The 18,640-nt window shown below is 57.7% G+C and carries 12 protein-coding genes and 1 pseudogene; 8 read left to right on the top strand and 5 right to left on the bottom strand.

Annotation, left to right across the window (positions count from 1 at the left end):
* Window positions 1–239 (top strand): annotated as a pseudogene (locus A3709_RS24375) (hypothetical protein); the annotation flags it as partial.
* Window positions 240–670: 431 nt separating this feature from the next.
* On the top strand, window positions 671–1,765 hold the full coding sequence (locus A3709_RS01180; protein ID WP_066048778.1) for an agmatine/peptidylarginine deiminase: 1,095 nt from the start codon (window positions 671–673) through the stop codon (window positions 1,763–1,765).
* Between the two features lie 179 nt (window positions 1,766–1,944).
* Here A3709_RS01180 and A3709_RS01175 read toward each other — a convergent pair whose 3' ends face one another.
* Window positions 1,945–2,238, bottom strand: coding sequence for a DUF1330 domain-containing protein (locus A3709_RS01175; RefSeq protein WP_066048775.1), 294 nt, complete (start codon window positions 2,236–2,238; stop codon window positions 1,945–1,947).
* A gap of 365 nt (window positions 2,239–2,603) precedes the next feature.
* Between A3709_RS01175 and A3709_RS01170 the strand changes: the two genes are divergently transcribed.
* Window positions 2,604–2,855, top strand: a complete 252-nt coding sequence (locus A3709_RS01170) for a TIGR03643 family protein (protein ID WP_066048773.1) — start codon at window positions 2,604–2,606, stop codon at window positions 2,853–2,855.
* Window positions 2,856–3,040: 185 nt separating this feature from the next.
* Here A3709_RS01170 and A3709_RS01165 read toward each other — a convergent pair whose 3' ends face one another.
* Both A3709_RS01165 and A3709_RS01160 read right to left on the bottom strand, forming a co-directional pair.
* Window positions 3,041–5,503, bottom strand: a complete 2,463-nt coding sequence (locus A3709_RS01165; RefSeq protein ID WP_066048770.1) for an FAD-dependent oxidoreductase — start codon at window positions 5,501–5,503, stop codon at window positions 3,041–3,043.
* 88 nt (window positions 5,504–5,591) lie between these two features.
* A complete protein-coding gene (locus tag A3709_RS01160; RefSeq protein ID WP_066048767.1) occupies window positions 5,592–7,085 on the bottom strand; it encodes an aldehyde dehydrogenase in 1,494 nt (497 codons plus the stop codon).
* Window positions 7,086–7,328: 243 nt separating this feature from the next.
* Here A3709_RS01160 and A3709_RS01155 point away from each other — a divergent pair, with 243 nt between their 5' ends.
* Window positions 7,329–9,023 carry a sodium:solute symporter gene (locus tag A3709_RS01155; RefSeq protein ID WP_231871067.1) on the top strand — a complete coding sequence of 565 codons (1,695 nt, stop codon included), beginning with the start codon at window positions 7,329–7,331 and terminating at the stop codon, window positions 9,021–9,023.
* 11 nt (window positions 9,024–9,034) lie between these two features.
* Here the strand turns inward: A3709_RS01155 and A3709_RS01150 are convergent, their stop codons facing one another.
* Window positions 9,035–10,627 (bottom strand): NAD(P)/FAD-dependent oxidoreductase, encoded by a 1,593-nt coding sequence (locus A3709_RS01150; protein WP_066048762.1) that lies wholly within the window; start codon window positions 10,625–10,627, stop codon window positions 9,035–9,037.
* A gap of 130 nt (window positions 10,628–10,757) precedes the next feature.
* On the opposite strand from A3709_RS01150, the gene A3709_RS01145 reads away from it, so the two are divergent.
* A complete protein-coding gene (locus tag A3709_RS01145; protein WP_231871066.1) occupies window positions 10,758–12,614 on the top strand; it encodes an NAD(P)/FAD-dependent oxidoreductase in 1,857 nt (618 codons plus the stop codon).
* Between the two features lie 12 nt (window positions 12,615–12,626).
* Here A3709_RS01145 and A3709_RS01140 read toward each other — a convergent pair whose 3' ends face one another.
* Entirely contained in the window at window positions 12,627–13,838 is a 1,212-nt protein-coding gene (locus A3709_RS01140) for an MFS transporter (protein ID WP_231871065.1), read from the bottom strand.
* Between the two features lie 190 nt (window positions 13,839–14,028).
* Between A3709_RS01140 and A3709_RS01135 the strand changes: the two genes are divergently transcribed.
* From A3709_RS01135 to A3709_RS01125, 3 genes are all read left to right on the top strand, one after another.
* Window positions 14,029–14,565 carry a hypothetical protein gene (locus A3709_RS01135; protein WP_066048754.1) on the top strand — a complete coding sequence of 179 codons (537 nt, stop codon included), beginning with the start codon at window positions 14,029–14,031 and terminating at the stop codon, window positions 14,563–14,565.
* 232 nt (window positions 14,566–14,797) lie between these two features.
* Window positions 14,798–15,841 (top strand): recombinase RecA, encoded by a 1,044-nt coding sequence (gene recA / locus A3709_RS01130; protein ID WP_066048751.1) that lies wholly within the window; start codon window positions 14,798–14,800, stop codon window positions 15,839–15,841.
* 379 nt (window positions 15,842–16,220) lie between these two features.
* On the top strand, window positions 16,221–18,572 hold the full coding sequence (locus tag A3709_RS01125) for a TonB-dependent receptor (protein ID WP_066048747.1): 2,352 nt from the start codon (window positions 16,221–16,223) through the stop codon (window positions 18,570–18,572).
* Window positions 18,573–18,640: the final 68 nt, after the last annotated feature.

The raw sequence follows: 18,640 nt of genomic DNA, 5'->3' as shown, positions 1-18,640 counted from the left end.
TGAGACTGTTTGGCGAATCTGACAGAGGGCGTTCTATACGGGCACAAGCCAGGGCTAAAGGGCATCCTGGCTACTTATCCACTTCAAAGATCGTAGCGGAGGTGGGGCTTTTTCTTGCGGAGGAGAACACACGGCCGCCTATTTCCTTCGGTGTGGTAACGCCCGCAACGGCGCTAGGACTGGAGTTTCTGCCCCGCTTGGAGCGAGCCGGCGTGAAGATGGAGATGTGCGATTACTAATACGTCAAAACCACTAGGCTGGAAGGACTATACCGTTGGCGGAGCAACAACCTCTAATCGTGACCGCTTTGTGGTTTTGCCCTAAATCCGTGAACACCTAGAATAGGGCCAGAAAGCCCCGCGGATGTGTCAAATGACAAACCCCAAGGCGTACAAACGCTATCGCACGGCGTTTACGCAAGAGGCGGTACACAGAGCAGCGGAGGAAGGCACAACCGATAAAGCGGTCATCGGCCCAAGATTCTCCCAACGACTCAAAATAGGCGAAAGCGGACATGTCCCCTTCCACCTCGTAGCAGGCGTGAGGCGGAATACTTCGTAGATGGGACTCCCGCGTCCTGCACATTTCGGAATGAAGCTATACATTCATGTCTTGAATGCTATTTCGGAGTCTTGTACGTTGACCCAGCGCAATCAGGATATGTAACCCAATGAAGTGGTCCTCTGTCTTCACTCTGGCATGGCTGATACCGGCACTCATCGTCGCGCCGGCACTGCAAGCCGATGACATCAATCGCCGTGTACCCGCTGAGTGGGAATCCCAGGCAGCGACATGGTTGCAATGGCCGGGTCCCTACGAGCGCTCTTTCGAGCCGGCTTTTGCGAAGATATCCACCATCGTCAGCCGCTACCAACCCCTCAAGATCCTTTGCCTGTCAGATAATGTTGAACAGCGCGCGCGAAGGGCCATTGAGTCAATCGGCGGGGATCCGGATCACGCCAACATCGAGTGGCTTTCGATTCCCTACGACAGTGCCTGGATGCGCGACAACGGCCCGGTTTACCTGGAAGTCGACGGTAAACAGGTGATCCAGGACTGGGGCTTTGATGCCTGGGGCGGCGCATTTGGCAGCAATATTCCTTACCGTAGTGATGATCGCATACCTAAACTCTTGGGTGAACGCCTTGGGCTGACCGTAGAGTCTGTCGATATCGTGCATGAGCGTGGCAACCTGGAGTTCAATGGTGTTGATTCCGTGCTGTTGAACTGGAGCACGCTGGGCGACCCAGATCGCAACCCGAGCTATGATCGCGCACAAGCGGTGGACGATCTCAAAGCAGCCTTCGGCGTATCCCGCGTGATCATGGTAGAAGGGATTCCTGAAGGCGACCTGACGCGCGGGCACATCGACGGCTTTGCACGCTTCATCGATGCCGACACAGTGGTGGTTTCACAGTGCACCGAGACCTCCAGTTGCCGTCCCGGCGATGGTTCTACCGGCAGTGTGTATGACGCCGCCGCGGCAACCATCGCCGGGGCAGGCCTCAACGTGATTCGAGACCCCATCGATGGCAAGGTGAGCTATCGCGACAAGGTATTCGATACCAATTACCTCAACTGGATGGTCGGCAATGGATTTGTCATCACTGTGGGCTTCGGTGACGAACAGCTGGACGCCGCTGCGAGAAAGCGCATCGAGGGTTATTTCCCGGGGCGTGATGTGTACGTGATCGAAATGCTCGCCTCCTGGTACGACGGCGGTGGCGTGCACTGCCACACCAACGATCAACCCGCGCTCTTGTAATTTCATTCATCTTTCAATTGTCCTGCAATAGAGTTGTGGAAATAGACCAGACACAAACCGATTTATCTCACACTTCAGGGCGACAATTGGTGGCAGAAAATATGGCTCGACTGAATGCCCGTTTTGAGACTGCCGACTCAACTCGCTAACGCCACCAGCATAAGAGCAACGACTAAAGATTATGGGATAGCATATTCATCAGCAAAGAGAACAAAACCCTCGGAGTTATCAGTGCGATGATGAACAATCTCTCGATACTCACTAGAGTTATACCAGGTGAGCGCGTCATCCTTGCTGCGGAATTTCAATACAATAGATACACTTGAAGCCTGACCCTCAACAACTTCGCTTTCGTAGTCTGCGACTAGCACTTCCCCGCCGTAAGAAAGTATTGTTGGAACCACCGCCGGAGGGTACGCCTCATAGGCCTCGGTTTTTTCTATTCGGTAATTTGCTATTAGATACCCTACCATATATTTCTCCTCTAGGGCGGCGAAAGAGGACCTTCAACGCATCATAGCCCACTTGTCGCAAAGTAGGCGAAAGCGGTCATTTGGGATCAGGCCGGGTAATGTCCGCTTTGTGGACGAAAGCGGACGTTTGCGAAACAATACCAAAAGACCGCAATTAGGCGATAGCGGACAGCGTAAGTAGTCTGTTGCAGCAATCCTGGGCGTACAGCCACTAACCTCGTTATATCCACCGTTGTGGCTGCTTATTCCTTGGGATTCAGTTTTTTGTTGTGTGACGCGGCGACCCTAGCTCCAATAGGAGCTTACGACCGTATATACAGTCGACACTCTCCATCTAACGTTGCCCATTGAGACATTCACGCACTATGACATTCACTGAAGACGAACAATCGCGAATCATCGAAATGTCCTGGGAGGACAGGACACCTTTTGAAGCTATTCACGAGCAATTTGGGATGGGCGAGAGCGAAGTGATTGCGTTTATGCGGCGCCATCTCAAGCCTGCATCCTTTAAACGCTGGCGGGCGCGCGTCAGCGGCAGGAATACCAAACACCAGGAGTTGCGCAGTCCTGAGATCTCGCGCGGCTACTGCCGCACTCAGTACAAGCAACGCTGACCCATCCACACCTCTCGAATTTCCCTTACCTAGAGGCAGATAAGGTGTTCAATTCAAAGCTGACACGAAACTTTTTGGACAGGATGCCCGATAACCGCTTTGTAGACGAAAATGGAAACCGTATCACGTAATGCCGTTTTGTGCTCTGGATGGATGTTGCGATGAAGACCTTGCTAGATACTGATTCACGCGCGGATGCGTGCCATCTCCGCATCGTAAAGAGGTTTTAGCGAGCAGCGGCAGGGATAGCGCTGGTCCGCGATCTCGATTTCCCAGTCACCGCTATCAAGATAGGCACTGTCGACAACCTCATCAGCTTCGATCATGGCTAAACCTACTGCGCCGCCCAGCGTATGACCATAGCTGCCGGCGCGGATGTAGCCCACGCGCACGCCGTTGCGGTAAATCACTTCCGCATGCCACAGCATGGGTTGCGGGTCCTCCACCAATACTGAGACCAGGCGCTGCTGATAAGGGGCCGCGTCTTTGAATGCCTGGGCCGCCTCGCGGCCGATGAAGTCTGCCTCTTTGTTCAGGGCCACAGCAAAGCCCAAGCCGGTATCAAAGGCATTGTCGGTGTTGTCGATATCGTGGCCGTAGTCGCGGTAGCCTTTTTCCAGGCGCAGGCTGCCCAGGGCGCGCAGGCCGGCGTGGGTGAGGCCATAAGCGTCGCCGGCTTCCACCAGCTTGTCATACACGGTGAGTGCAAATTCACAGGGCACATACAGTTCGTAGCCCAGTTCACCGACATAGGTAATGCGAATACACAGGGCGCGGCAGTAGCCGATATCGATATCGTGGGCATCGCGGAATGGGAAGTCGTCATTACTCATGTCGACAGAGGTGACAGATTGCAGCAGTTCGCGGCTGCGCGGACCCTGGATGTTGATCTGGGTGAGAGCGCCGGTGACGTCGGTGACGGTGGCGAATTCGTCGTCTTCAATATGCCTGCGCAGCCAGGTCTCGGTGTGGCGGTGCATGGNGTCGGCCACTACCACCAGGAATTTGTCTTCCTCGAGCTTGGTGACGGTGAGATCGCCTTCCAGCAGACCTGCCTCGTTCAGCCATTGGGTGTAGGTAATGCGGCCGCATGCGCCATTGACGCGATTAGCGGATACCCGGTCCAGTACGGCGCCGGCATCGCGGCCTTGCACCATAAACTTCGACATGAAGCTCATGTCCATCAAAATCACACCCTCGCGGCAGGCGCGGTGCTCCGTCTCCCAGTGAGGCCACCAGTGCATGCGCCCAAACGACAGCTCACCTTCGGCGGGTGTTTCCCCGGGCGCTGCAAACCATGCTGGCGATTCCCAGCCGCTGGTTTCCGTAAAGTAGGCGCCCTGGGCTGCGAGACGATCGTGTAGCGCAGAGCGCTTGGCATTGCGTGCCGTCTCAATGGCTTTGGTCGGGTAGTGGCACTTGTACATGAGGCTGAGCGTCTCTTTGCCGCGATCCCGGCGGAAATCCGGGTTGGCCTGGTAGCGAGCTGCGCGGTCAATATTGAACCCAGTTACATCAACATCGGGCTGGCCGTTGAGAATCCAGTGCGCCAGTACCCGACCCATGCCGCCGCCGGTGAGAATGCCCAGCGAGTTCATGCCGGCGGCCACAAAGTAGTTCTGGAGTTCAGGGGCTTCGCCGATTAGGGGCGAGAGGTCAGGCGTGAAGCTTTCCGGGCCGCAGAAAAATTTCTTGATGCCTGAGTCAAGTGTGACGGGTACCCGGCTCATGGCTGCTTCCAGGTAGGGCGTCATGCGCTCCCAGTCGGGCTCGAGTTCACCAAAGGAGAAATCCCGAGGGATGCCCTCCACCCGCCAGGGAGCGGCGTGACCCTCGAATAGCCCCACCATCATGCCGCCGCCTTCCTCGCGGTAATAGCCGTATTTTGATGGGTCTTCCAGTACCGGCCAGCTGTTGCTGATGCCGGGAATCGATTCGGTAATCAGGTAGTAGTGCTCGGCGGCCTGGTTGGGAATCACCACGCCATGCTCCTCACCAAACTGGCGCGCCCACATGCCGGCGCAATTCACCACGTACTCGCAGGCGATGGTGCCTTGGTCGGTGATAACGCCTGTAGCGCGGCCGTTGTGCCGAGTGATGCCTGTAGCGGCAATCCCGGTGAAGGTTTTGACGCCTTTCATCTTGGCGCCTTTGGCCAGTGCCATGGTGACATCTACCGGGTTCACCCGGCCATCGTCCGCCACATAAAACCCTGCCAGCACATCGTCGACGTCGGCCAGGGGAAAAAGCTCCTGTACCTCGCGGGGTGAAATTTCCTGCACGTCGATATCACAATAGCGGTTGAAGGCCGATGCTCGGCGGAATTCTTCGAGCCGGTCCGGGTCCGTAGCCACTTCAATAAAGCCGCACTGATTGAGGCCGGTCGCCTGGCCCGTTTCCGCTTCCAGGCGGGCGTAGAGATCGCGGGTGTATTTGCGAATTTCCGTGGTGGTGTATGACAGGCTGCCATAGGTGACCATTAGGCCCGCGGCATGCCAGGTGGTTCCCGAGGTGATGTCGTTCTGCTCGAGCAGTACGACATCGTCACAGCCCATGTGGGCCAGGTGATAGGCCACAGAGTTACCGATGACGCCCCCTCCCACGATGACGATACGGGCGGAGGATGGGAGAAACTGTGACTGGGTCATTCAGGATTTCCTGTGGTGAAAAATATCGGTCATCGTACCAGTATTTATCGGGATTGCCCGGACAAACACTTTGGCTTTCATCCCGGGCCTAATCGAATTCAAGCCAGGTTGTCTTGAGCTCGGTGTAATCGTCGAAGGCATGCATGGACTTGTCGCGGCCATTGCCGCTCTCCTTGAAGCCGCCGAAGGGCACTGTAATGTCGCCGCCAAAGTAATTGTTAATGCCCATGGTGCCAACGCGCACCTGCTCTGCCACGCGGTGTGCCGTATTGATATTCTGGCTCCACACGGCGCCGGCCAGCCCGTAGATCGAATCGTTGGCGATGGCTACCGCCTCACTTTCGGTGCTGAAGGGTATGACTGCCAGTACGGGGCCGAAAATTTCTTCCTGCGCAATCCGCATCTGGTTGTTTACGCCGGCGAAGATCGTCGGCTCGTGATAATGACCACCGGTGTCTTCCATCACCGTACCGCCGCCGGCGACCAGTTTGGCGCCCTCATCGCGGCCAATCGCCACATACTCGGCCACGGTATCGCACTGGCCTTTGTCCACCATGGGGCCCATCGCGGTGGCGGGGTCCAGGGGGTTGCCGGGCGCCCAGCCACTGGCAGCTTCGATGACTTTCTCAATAAAGGTATCGTGGATTGATTCGTGCACAATCAGCCGGGTGCCGGCAGTACAGGTCTGGCCGCCGTTGTAGTAGACCGCCAAGGCAGCGGCGCTCGCGGCTTTGTCGATGTCAGCATCCGGGAACACAATGTTGGGGCTCTTGCCGCCCAATTCCAGGAATACGCGCTTCAAATTGGATTGCCCCGAGTACACCATGAGCTGCTTGCCCACGGGGGTGGAGCCGGTGAATGTCAGGCCGTCGATACCCATGTGCGTGGCAATATGCTCGCCCAGGCTGCCGCCGGGCCCCGGTAATACGTGCAGCACGCCGTCGGGCAGCCCCGCCTGGGTGGCTAGGTCGGCAATACGCAGCGCGGTCAGCGGCGTGTTGGACGCGGGCTTCAGGATGACCGAATTGCCGGTGGCCAGCGCCGGGGCCAACTTCCAGGCCGTTGTGGACAGGGGGAAGTTCCAGGGTACGATCGCTGCGACCACGCCCAGGGGCAGGCGGGTGATCAGGCCCATACAGTTGTCGCGAGTGGGTGAGATCTGGTCGTACACCTTGTCGATGGCTTCACCGGTCCAGCGGATGGTGCGCACGGAGGAGGGCACATCCACGTTCACCGTATCGGCAATCGGCTTACCTACATCGAGTGTCTCCAGTAACGCCAGTTCGTCGGCGTGTTGCTCGATCAACTCCGCCCAGCGCACCAGTACCATTTTGCGCTCTGCCGCGGGCATGCCTGCCCACGTACCCTGCTCGAAGGTTTCCCGCGCTATGCGCACGGCTTCATCGGCATCGGCGGGAGCGCAATTGGCCACCTCCGCCAGAGCCTGGCCGGTGGCGGGGTTATAGGTGGTGCGGGTCTGGCCGGAGGCGGCATCCACGCGACGGCCGTTGATGAAGGCGCGCCCGTCGATACGAATGTCGGCAGCGGCCTGCTGCCAGTCTGCGAGGGTTTTCTCTGTCACGGTCGATTCCTGTGGGATCCAATGAGTCGGGTGGCCGAGGGGCCAGTCTGGTTAGCCACCCTATGATTTCAGGGGCATACTGTCTTGCGAACCGATAGGCACGGAAGTGGCTGGCGCGCGCTCGTGGCAGTCTGTAGTTTAGCCTAATCGGCGAGGTAGCCCAGGCGCATAATAACGACAGCCAACGCGCGAACAGGAGACGCTCCCATCGACTTATACACTGCCACTATTGCCATAAGTGTTGTGATCTTTGTTGTTGTCGGTGGTTACAGTGGCCGCAAGGTCCGGGCCCTGGATGACTACTTTGTGGCCGGGCGCCGCGCACCCACACTGCTGATCGTGGGCACACTGGTCGCCAGTGTCTTCAGCACCACAATTTTCCTTGGTGAGGCAGGCTTTACCTACGACGGCCAATTGGGCCCCTACATTTTGCTGCCCGGTATTGCTGTGGCGGGGTATGTGTACGGCGCGCTGCTGTTTGGGACCTTTCTGCGCCGCAGTCGCGCCCCCACAGTGGCAGATTTTTTCGGCCAGCGCTTTAACAGCCGGCGTGTGCAGCAGGTGGCCGGTATTACGATTATTCTCGGCCTGGGCGGCTACCTGTTGGTGGTCACCCAGGGAGCGGCGATTCTATTGTCGGATCTCACCGCCCTGAGCTACTACGAAAGCCTGGTACTGGCGTGGCTGAGCTATACCGCCTTCACGCTGTATGCGGGCAGCCGCGGCGTCATTATTACTGACACCCTGATGTTTCTGTTGTTTTTAGGTGCCACCGTTGCCTTTGTGTATGTGCTGATGGACCAGTTTGGCGGCGTGACCACGGCGGTAGAGAAGCTTACCGCCGAGCAAATCAAACCCGACCTGACGGCCTGGCACGGCACTATCGGACCCGGGACAGGCTGGCCCACGGCACTGGATTTCTTTATCTGGGTGGTGGTGATCGATGCGGCTTGGGGGGTGGTTTATGCGGTGAGCCCCTGGCAGGCCAGTCGGCACCTGATGGCTCGGGATGAACACGTGGTGGTGCGTTCGGCCATATACGCCTGCTTTGCGGTGATTCTCATTCAACTGCTGGTGTACGCCGCCGGTGGCTTTATCAATCTCGCCAAACCGGATATCACACCGTCTGAAACCGTGATTCTCTGGGCGGCGAAAAACCTTGTGCCGGAGTTACTCGGCGCTTTGCTGCTGGCGGGCATTATTGCGGCGGCACTGTCTTCGGCGTCGACGTTTTTGTCGCTGGTGGGATTCAGTGTCAGTAATGATGTGCCGCGTAGCAGCGGTGGCCTGACACTCGGCAAAACACGGCTGGCGGTGTTGGCCACAGGTGTTTTGGTTTTGGTGGCCAGTTTTTTGGTGCCGCCCAATGTTTTCTGGATCACCTTGTTTATCGGTACGGTGTTCGCCTCCGCCTGGGGTCCGGTCGGTTTTATGAGTATCTGGAGCAAGCGAATCACTGCGGATGCGGCCTACTGGGGCATTATCGCCGGGTTCTTCGGTAATGTGGTTCCCGCGGCGCTGGTGTACTTCGGCTGGATCTCGTTGCCCAGTTATTTTGACCCAGCGGTGCTCGGTGTGATCGCCAGTGTTGTCACAATCGTGTTGGTGTCGCGGCGCGGTGAAGTGAGTGAGGTTGAGGCGGCGTATCGGCAACGCCTGCATGAGACGCCGGCCGAGGACCGCGATGCGGCGAAGCTGCGCACCACACTGATCGCACCTGTCCTGCTGGTGCTGTACGGCCTGCTCATGCCATTTGTGCTGCTGTACGGCTATGTCTTGCCTTATCAGCGCGGTGCCGGCGAACTGGCAGCGGATGGCGGCATAGATTTTGCGGGCGCAGAGGCCCTGTTCGCCTTTGGCCCGGCAATCCTGTTCATTCCGCTTGGGCTGGTCAGCACCTGGGTGGTGTGGCGCCGCTACCGCCCATTGTCTGATTAACCGTCGGCTGGTTAGCGGCGATCGCGAAGAATCCGTTGGGCGGCATTGTGCCCTGGCGCACCGGTGACCCCACCGCCTGGATGAGCACCTGAACCACACAGGTATAGTCCCGGCATTGGCGTGGCGTACTGGGCTGCCTGAGGGTGGGGACGGGCGCTGTAGAGCTGATCCGGTTCCAGGCGGCCGTGGCAGATGTCGCCGCGGGTCATGCCAAAAGTACGTTCCAGGTCCAGTGGGGTCAGGCACTGGCTGGCGACCAGGATATCCGGCAGGTTTGGAATGAACTTCGTTACATGATCGAGAATGGCCTTTACTACCTGTGGCTTGCGATCATCCCAGTGGGCGCCGTCAGCTAGATCATAGGGCATGTATTTGCACAGCAGGCTCATGACATGGGTGCCCGGCGCATCGGTGAGACTGTCATCCATGGTGCTGGGGATAATGGCCTCGATGATCGGGGGATCGGCGGGAATCCCCGCGCGGGATGAACGATACGCCTGGTCCAGGNGCTCCATGCTTTCGATCAGGGTAATGCTGGCGCGATGTTGCGGGCCAGCATCGCTGCCTGGCAGCGCGGCAAATTCCGGCAAGCCCCGCAGCGCAAGGTTCATCCTCAGTGAGGCCGATTCCTGGCGGAACGCTTTTATATCGCGACCGAAGCTGTCTGGCAGGTGCTCCTCACCGAGCAGTGTGAGGAACGTGCGTTTGGGGTCGGTATTAGCGGCGATGACCGGGGCGTTGATCCGCTCGCCATCGGCGAGCAGCACTCCGCATGCGCCACCGTTTTCAACGAGTATTTTCTCAACCGCTGCCCCGGTGCGAATCTCAACGCCCTTGTCCCGGGCCGAGGCTGCCATGGCCTGGGTAATCGCGCCCATGCCGCCGCGCACAATACCCCATGCGCCTTTGCGTCCAGCGATCTCGCCGACGGCGTGGTGGAGCATGGCCAGGCTCGCGCCCGGCTGGGTGAGGGGGGCGTAGTTGGCCGGCATGATATGCGCTGCCACCATCGCTTTTACCTTGGGGCTCTCAAACCAGCGGTCGATAATGCTCTGGGGGGCACCGATAAAGAACTGTAGCAGGCGCCAGCGCTCATCTTCGCTGAGGCGATAGGCATCCAGCCCGAGTTTAAGCGCCTCCAGCAAATCGCCCAGGCCGCCGCCATGGATTTTGGGCGGTGTTTTCAACCACTGCTTGGCGAGTAGGCCGCCCACGGTATCGATGCTTTCCTCGAAGGCTTCCATGGCGTCGTAATCAACATCGGAAAAGCGCTGGTACTCAACGCGATCGTGTTGTTCATCGCCATTGAGCAACAGGTAGTCGCCGGCAGAGTCGAGATAGAGAGAGTTTTCCAGCAGGATAGGCTGGTAACCATAGCGTTCCAATTCCAGATCGCGCACCACCTCCGGGCGCAGCAGGCTGACCACGTAGGAGGCCAGTGAATTGCGATACCCTGGGTGAAACTCTTCGCTGACGGCCGCGCCGCCGACGACATCGCGCTGCTCCAGCACGCACACCCGCATGCCCCCCATGGCCAGGTAGTTGGCTGTGGTGAGACCGTTGTGTCCTCCGCCGACGATTACAGCATCGAATGATCTGGGCATATTGGTGTCCTTGGTTGATTGAGGGCATGATAACGGGAAAAGCCCGCGCCGTGATCATCGCCTATACGTCAGGAGGTACGCGTACGGTCAACGCGCAATCATAAGGCCTTGTCGTCTGCAGGAGTGAGTGGTGAAAAAAACAGATAGCCAATTAGGTATGCATCGACCGATTACTCGGCGCGATTTCGTTCAGGGGGTAAGCATGCTCGCCGCGGGTGCGTCGCTCGGCGGTTCAACGCTGGCGTTTGCCGGCCAGTCAACCGATAGCGATTATCCACCTACCCTGACCGGGATGCGCGGCTCGGCACCCGGATCGTTTGAACTTGCCCACGCGTTGCGTGATGGGGCGCGTATGGAGGCCGCCAAAACGCTGGAGGAACGCTATGACCTCATCGTGGTGGGCGCCGGCATCTCTGGACTGGCGGCTGCGCTCTACTATCGGCAGCGCTTTGGCGACAAGGCGCGAATTCTGGTGTTGGACAACAATGACGATTTTGGCGGCCATGCCCGGCGCAACGAGTTTCATCAGGGTGGGCCTGTGCGCCTGGCGCTGGGTGGCACCCAGAATATGGAGCACTGGAGTTACAGCGAGGTTGCCCGCGGCATGATCGAAAGCCTGGGCATCGACATGCAGGCACTGCTGCGCGAACGCACTTTCGCCTACGGCGACCATCCTCAGAATGGCGATGCGGCCTGGTTTGATGAGGCGACGTTCGGCGAAAACAAACTTGTTACCAACTACACCCTAGAGGGCTGGGCGCTGGGAGATTCACTGGACTGCATCGACGAATTGCCGCTCGGTGATGAAGCCAGGGCCGATTTGCGCCGCCTTTACACGGAGCGCACCAACGTTTTGCCGGACCTGGATGACGAGGCTCGCTACGCATTCCTGCAGGGCATCAGTTACCCGGAGTTTCTGCAGAAGCATTGCGGCATTAGCCCGGAGGTGACGCGTATTTTCGACACGACCATGCACAGCTCCTGGGGGGTGGAACTGCGGGCCCTTTCTGCGGCGGAAGCTATGGACACCGGTGCGCCTGGCAGGAATATGGTTGGCTGGGACTTCAACCGCGAAGCATTTCAATACCCGGTGGCCATGTTTCCTGACGGCAACGCCAGTATTGCCCGCCTGATGGTACAGCGGCTGATTCCAGAGGTGAGCCCGCAGGCAACCGCAGAGAATGTCGCCATGGCCAGGTTTGACTATGCGAAGTTGGATCGCGCTGAAACGCCTGTGCGGTTGCGCCTGAATGCCATGGTCACCAATGTGCAGAATCAGGATGATGGCGTGGCCGTGACCTACGTTAAGCGCGGTGAAGCATTGCGCGTCCAGGCCAGGCACTGTGTGATGGCGACGTACCACAGCATGATTCCATATCTGGTCCCGGCGCTTTCGGAAGCCCAGCAAGAAGCGCTTAAGTATCAGGTGAAAATTCCCATGCTGATGACCAATGTGTTGATTCGCTCAAGTAAACCGCTGGAAAAACTCGGTATTGAGGGCGCGCGCTGCCCCGGGCGTATGCATGGCGATATGTATGTGTGGCGCGGTATCGATACCGGCGGCTATACCCAGGGCGCCGCTGAGGATGAGCCGGTGGTATTGGGCTTCTCGGGTACACTGTCGCCGCCTGATGACGCCTACGATCTCAAGGCACAATTACGAGGCTCCCGGCAGCGCATGCTGGAGTTGGAATTTGCCGATTACGAGCGAGAGGTGCGCACGGTACTCGATGGCCTGCTAGGGCCAGCGGGCTTTGATGTGACCGAGGATATTCTGGCGATTACCGTTAATCGCTGGCCCCATGGCTATGCCTACGAGTACATGGATTTGTGGGATGACGACTTTGCACCCGGGCAGGCGCCCCACGAAATTGCGCGTCAGCCCTTTGGCAATATCACCATTGCCAATACCGATGCCGGTGCTGAGGCCTATACCCATACAGCCATCGACCAGGCCTACCGGGCCGTGGGTGAGCTGCCGGCCTGAACAATGATGTCGTTATGATGCGTCGGCCAGCGCGGGGATGGCCCGGCGCAGCCGCACGTACATAAACAGGTAGATGGCGAAGGCAATCAGTGATGCGATGGCACACATGATGAACACGCTGCCATAGCCCATATTGGCGGCGAGAATTGACGCGGCCATGTTCGGGCCAATGATCTGCCCCAGGCCCTGGGCACCAGGCATCAGCGCAGCGAACTTGCCGGTGTGATCGACATTGGCGATGGTGGCCGACTGGTACACATCGACAAATATCCAGCAGAAATTAAAGGCAAACATGCTCACCATCACGTTGATGTTGTTGATGCCGTTGGCGAGCATGGCCACGATAATGGCCTGTGCAACCAGGGTGACCAATAGCGGCCTCGCCAGACCGAAGCGGTTGCTGATCAGGGTGGCACAGGCACAGCCAATGACCGAGAACACCGAGGTGTAGACCAACATCTGGCCCACCCAGTCGGGGTCGGCTTCGGAGGCAACGCTGGCCAGTTCGATATACGTCCAGTAGGCGCCGATATTGAGATAGGTGAAGAGTACCGCCGCCAGCACCAGCCAGGGCACCGAGCGGGGAATTTCAATGGCGTTGTGTAGTGGCTGGCCATCGTCGTCGATATAGGTCTCCAGTTGCAGGCGTTTTTCCACCGGGCGTGGTGGCAGCCAGGGCAACAGCAGCAGGCCGACCACATAAGTGCCGATGAAAAACAGGTAGATCTGGTTCATCGTCAGCTGCGGCAGTAGCCATAACTCGCCGCCCTGGGAAAAGGCGAAGGCGAACAACAGCAGGTTGAATGCGCGCGCGGGTTTGGCGGTGCCTGCCAGCGTGGCCACCGCAATGGCGGTGAATGCCCCGCTGCCGGCCCCGGCAATGGCGCGCAGCCACAGGGTCTCCTCATAGCTGGTCATCACCGTGCACAATGCATTGCCGGCAATCACCACCACGGCGGCACCGAGCACCAGCAGCCGGCGATTGACCCGGGCCACCAGCGGTGCCATGAGCACCGCGCCGAGGGAAAAGCCGCCCAGATCGGCGCCGGCAATCCTGCCGACCTGTACTTCGGTGAAGCCGAGTAACTCCACCCAGGCGGTGCTGATCACCGGAATTCCTACCATGACCGTGTAGCCTGCCAGCGCCATGTAAATGGCCACGGCGATGGAGCGCCAGTCGTCGAAAATGGTGCGCGCGTGGGCCGTTGAGCCAGTGTCAGCCACGTACGTTATCCCCTTTGTTGTTATGGTGTTTGGTGACGAGTCTAGAGTCGCGTTGGGCGAACGTCTAGTGGGCGTATAGGACAGGAGCTCTATGCTATGCCCGGGCTGCGTTCATGTTCTGTCCCGGGGCTATACTGTACAGAGGCTCCCGGTGCTGCCGGGCGAATATACGCGAGAGTGAGGTGAGGCAATGACCCACGGCACACTGCTCGAAGAAGAACTTCACACCCGGGTGGTGGCAACCTTTCCCGACACCGATGCCGCGCGAGCGGCTCGCACCGCGCTTGGTCGGCAGTTCAACCTCGACCACGCCCGTATGAGCGTGCTCACACCCGACCAGGCCTGCCTGATCACCCAGGGCAGCAAGTTTGATCACGGCCCCAGCGGGCGGGTGCTGCAGCGGCGTCAGCTCAAGTTTACGCTGCTGGCGTTTGGCCTGATGTTGGTGGGTATGCTGGTGCTGCACGTACTGGAGATCAATGGCGTACTGACCGAGGGCCAGGTGAATATCGGGCTGGGGGTGTTGATTACCGCAGTGATCATTCTCACAGTGCACGGGCTGTTGTCGTGGCAGCATGTGCGCATGCTGGGCAGGGCCCAGCCGGGGAAGGAGGGGGCAATACTCTTGATCGACCTGCATGATATCAGCGAATCCTATGAGCTCTGCGAGGCCCTGAAAGCCCCGGGGGTGACGGTATTCACTTCATCCATTGCCGGTGACACCTGAGCCGCGTTTACCTACCTGCCTGAAATGGCTACATGTGATTTCCCCCGGCCGAAATTAGTGGCCTGAGGGGGTTGCAATTCAATTTCAAAGCACTGAGTATATATACAGTAGTTTTGCTGTGTGACGTTATGTGGGTAACGACGCTGATGGCAGAGTCCGAAAGTAAGTTGTTTTGTTGAGTACGTGGGATGTCATGAAAAAAGTGGTTAAAAAGAGTAAAGGGAGCACAACAATGGATGCAAATAAGGAAAAAGCACTCGATGCAGCGCTGGCCCAGATTGAGCGCCAGTTTGGTAAGGGTACCGTTATGCGCATGGGCGAGCAGGAGCGAGAGGCTATTCCCGCTATCTCCACCGGCTCACTGGGCCTGGATGTCGCGCTCGGCATCGGCGGCCTGCCCAAGGGCCGTATCTGTGAGATTTATGGCCCGGAATCTTCCGGTAAAACCACACTCACCCTGCAGGTGATCGCCGAGGCCCAGAAGGCCGGCGGCACCGCGGCGTTTATCGACGCCGAGCACGCGCTGGATCCGGTGTACGCCGAGAAACTGGGCGTGCAAATGGACGACCTGATCATGTCCCAGCCGGATACCGGTGAGCAGGCCCTGGAAGTGGCCGAGATGCTGGTACGCTCCGGTGCAGTGGATGTACTCGTCGTTGACTCGGTGGCGGCGCTGACGCCCAAGGCTGAAATTGAAGGTGAGATGGGTGATTCCCACGTGGGCCTGCAGGCGCGGCTGCTGAGCCAGGCCATGCGCAAGCTCACCGCCAGTATCAAGCAGACCAACTGCCTGGTGATCTTTATTAACCAGATTCGCATGAAGATCGGTGTGATGTTCGGCTCCCCCGAAACCACCACCGGTGGTAACGCCCTGAAGTTCTACTCTTCTGTACGTCTGGACATCCGCCGCATTGGCGCAGTGAAAGACGGCGACGAGGTGGTCGGTAACGAAACCCGGGTGAAGGTGGTGAAAAACAAGGTATCGCCGCCCTTCAAGCAGGCCGAGTTCCAGATCATGTACGGCAAGGGTATTTACCACATGGGTGAAGTCATCGACTGGGGTGTAAAGCTCAACCTGGTGGATAAATCAGGCGCCTGGTACTCCTACAAAGGCGACAAGATTGGTCAGGGTAAGGCCAATGCTTCCAAGTTCCTGGAAGACAACCCCGCGGTGGCGAACGAGATTGAGTCCGCTATCCGCGCCCAAACCCTGAACACAGGTAAGCCCGAAGCGGCAGAACAGGAGACTGCCGAGGAGGGTACAGAGCAGGAGTAATCTCGCTCACCTGATCTGCTGATTGTTCCCACAAGGCGCCGGGGCTCCACGAATCCCACTCTCGGCCCCGGCGCCTTTTTTATCCCCCCCTCTCTCCAAAAAATAGTTCGCTGTGCCAGTCGTGACGCTATCCGATGGCAGTGCATTGAATGGCATATCTACTGGCGGGCTGGTTCTTTTTTGAAAGTTTATTGTGAATATTGGTGAATATTGGCTATTCATCAGACAAATCAGTGGGTTACGTGCAGCCTTGAGGGATAGATTTAGTCTCTGGGATGGGCTATGGTTGTCGCAGTCGCAGTAGGGACAACTAATCCGGTTTCTCCGTGTTGCCGTAATTAGCCCCGTAAAAAATGCATAACAAAGCAGAGGTAATATAATGAAGTTTCGCAAAAATTTACTCGCCGCAAGTATCGCAGCAGTGCCCGCCCTGGCCCTGACAGGAAACGCCATGGCGCAAGGCATGCTCGAAGAAGTGATTGTGACTGCCCAGAAGCGTTCTGAGAGCCTGTCCGACGTACCTATCTCGGTGAATGTGGTCGGTGGCGAACAGATCTCCAATGGTGGTATCACCAACCTGAACGACCTGGCCGACTGGGTTCCCAACCTGAGCATGAACCAGACCGGTCTGGGCACGAACGTGACCATTCGCGGCATTAGCTCCGGCATCAACCCGGCGTTTGAGCAATCGGTTGGTATGTATGTCGATGACGTATTCTACGGCCGTCCGCAGTTGGCCCGCGTGCCTTACCTCGATGTTAACCGCGTGGAAGTCCTGCGCGGCCCGCAGCCTATCCTATTCGGTAAAAACGCTATCGCGGGTGCGATCAGCGCCGTGACCAACCGCGCTGCCACCGATGTTGTAGAAGGCTTCGCTGAAGCGTCTTATAACTTCGACCAGGAAGGCTATGAAGTTCAGGGTGCGGTCAACATCCCCATCGGTGACACATTTGCCATTCGTCTGGCAGGTTTGAAGCGCGACGAGGATGGTTACTATGACAACACCTTCCTGGACCAGCCTGAGTCCCAGTTGGATCACGAGATCATCCGAGCCAACATTCAGTGGGATGCAACTGACAATCTTTCGTTCAATCTGAAGATTGAAAACGCCGACTTCACCACAGAAGGTCGTTTCCTCGAAATTATTAATCCCGTAGGTGGACCGCCCTCCTATGCCGATGCCCTGCTGGCCGCCACTGGTGGCGCGGTGATTCTGGATGACAAGCAGGACTTTAAACGTCAGTCCAACGGTGACTCCGACGAGACTGAAGTAGATAACATCACCCTGACGATTGACTGGGATATCGGCGAACACACCCTGACCTCGGTGACAAGCTCGCTCGAGTACGACTACTTCCAGAACTGTGACTGTGACTTTACTAGCGCAGTGATTATTGAAACCGCGGGCAACGAGAATTACGAGCAGTTCAGCCAGGAGTTTCGTTTCGCGTCGCCCACGGGCAACACGATCGATTATATCCTGGGTGCATACTACTCAGACTATGATATAGACAATGATGAGCTTCTCGCGATTGACGCTAACAGCATCTTGGCAGCCGCTGTACCAGCCGCTGCGCCGGTCATCGGTACGGGCAACACTCGCCTCTACACCATGTCTAGTGAGCAATGGTCAGTCTTCGGTCAGTTCACCTGGAACATTAGCGATACGCTTCGCTTGACGCTTGGCGGTCGCTACAGCGATGAAGATAAGGAAGGTACCCGGAACTTGAACGTTGTGGATCTGCAGGGCCAAACCGGACCGTTCGATCAAACAACGTTCCCCATCGTTGATGGAACCTCCTTTGCACCTCTGGTTTACTTTGCTGGTTTCGGTATTGATTCCGAACAGTTCTCCGGCAACGGTGAGGGCCACAACCTGGCTGCATCCCGGAGCGAGTCAAAGTTTACTCCGGCTGTGAATGTCCAGTGGGACATCTCTAACGACACCATGCTGTACGCTTCTTACACCGAAGGCTTCAAGGCCGGCGGCTTTGATGCGCGTTCTAATCTGAACACCAACTTTGAGTTTGAAGAAGAGTTTGCCGAGAGTTATGAAGCTGGCGCCAAGATGAGCCTTGCAGACGGCGCTGCCGAGCTGAACGTTGCTGTTTACTACACAGAGTATAGCGATCTGCAAACCAGCCAGTTCGACGGCGTTCTGGGCTTCAACGTGACCAACGCAAGTTCGGCCACGACTCAGGGTATTGAAATGGAAGGTCGCTGGCAGGCAACCGACTCGCTGTATCTCACCGGCGCGGTGGGTTATCTCGACTTTGAGTTCGACAACTTCGATATCTCCCAATGTTACTACGGTGAAACACCCGATAACCCCGAAACTGGCCTGTGTGACCGCACCGGTGACACTCGTGAGTATGCTCCCGAGCTGACTGCAAACCTCGGCGGTGCTTACGATATTGAAATCACCAACAACATCGGCCTGACCTTCGGTCTGGATCTGGCATACAGCGACGACTACTTCGTGTCACCCACACTGGACCCCAACCTGAAGCAGGACTCTTTCGTCAAGCTGAACGGCCGTATCGTGGTCGAGGATCTTGATGGAACTTGGTCTCTGGCGTTGATTGCTGAGAACCTAACTGACGAAGAGATCATGACCTTCGGCAACCAGGCGCCTCTGTCTACCACCCTCACCGGCGGTGCATCGACGGCTTACTACGCTTTCTACGAGGCGCCTAGCAATGTAGCGGTCAAATTCCGCTATAACTTCTAAGCTATAGCGATCCTGAGAAACGGGGCCCTGTGCCCCGTTTTTTTTGCCTTAAAAAAAGCCCGAGTTGC

It is taken from the genome of Halioglobus sp. HI00S01 (genome assembly GCF_001635445.1).
Lineage (GTDB): Bacteria > Pseudomonadota > Gammaproteobacteria > Pseudomonadales > Halieaceae > Halioglobus > Halioglobus japonicus.
This window is presented reverse-complemented; position numbering and strand designations above follow the sequence as displayed.

What these genes read in the sequence shown, in the direction of transcription:
- A3709_RS01180 (WP_066048778.1), top strand. Translation starts at nt 671, where the DNA reads ATGAAGTGGTCCTCTGTCTTCACTCTGGCATGGCTGATACCGGCACTC.
- A3709_RS01175 (WP_066048775.1), bottom strand. Translation starts at nt 2,238, where the DNA reads ATGGTAGGGTATCTAATAGCAAATTACCGAATAGAAAAAACCGAGGCC.
- A3709_RS01170 (WP_066048773.1), top strand. Translation starts at nt 2,604, where the DNA reads ATGACATTCACTGAAGACGAACAATCGCGAATCATCGAAATGTCCTGG.
- A3709_RS01135 (WP_066048754.1), top strand. Translation starts at nt 14,029, where the DNA reads ATGACCCACGGCACACTGCTCGAAGAAGAACTTCACACCCGGGTGGTG.
- recA (WP_066048751.1), top strand. Translation starts at nt 14,798, where the DNA reads ATGGATGCAAATAAGGAAAAAGCACTCGATGCAGCGCTGGCCCAGATT.
- A3709_RS01125 (WP_066048747.1), top strand. Translation starts at nt 16,221, where the DNA reads ATGAAGTTTCGCAAAAATTTACTCGCCGCAAGTATCGCAGCAGTGCCC.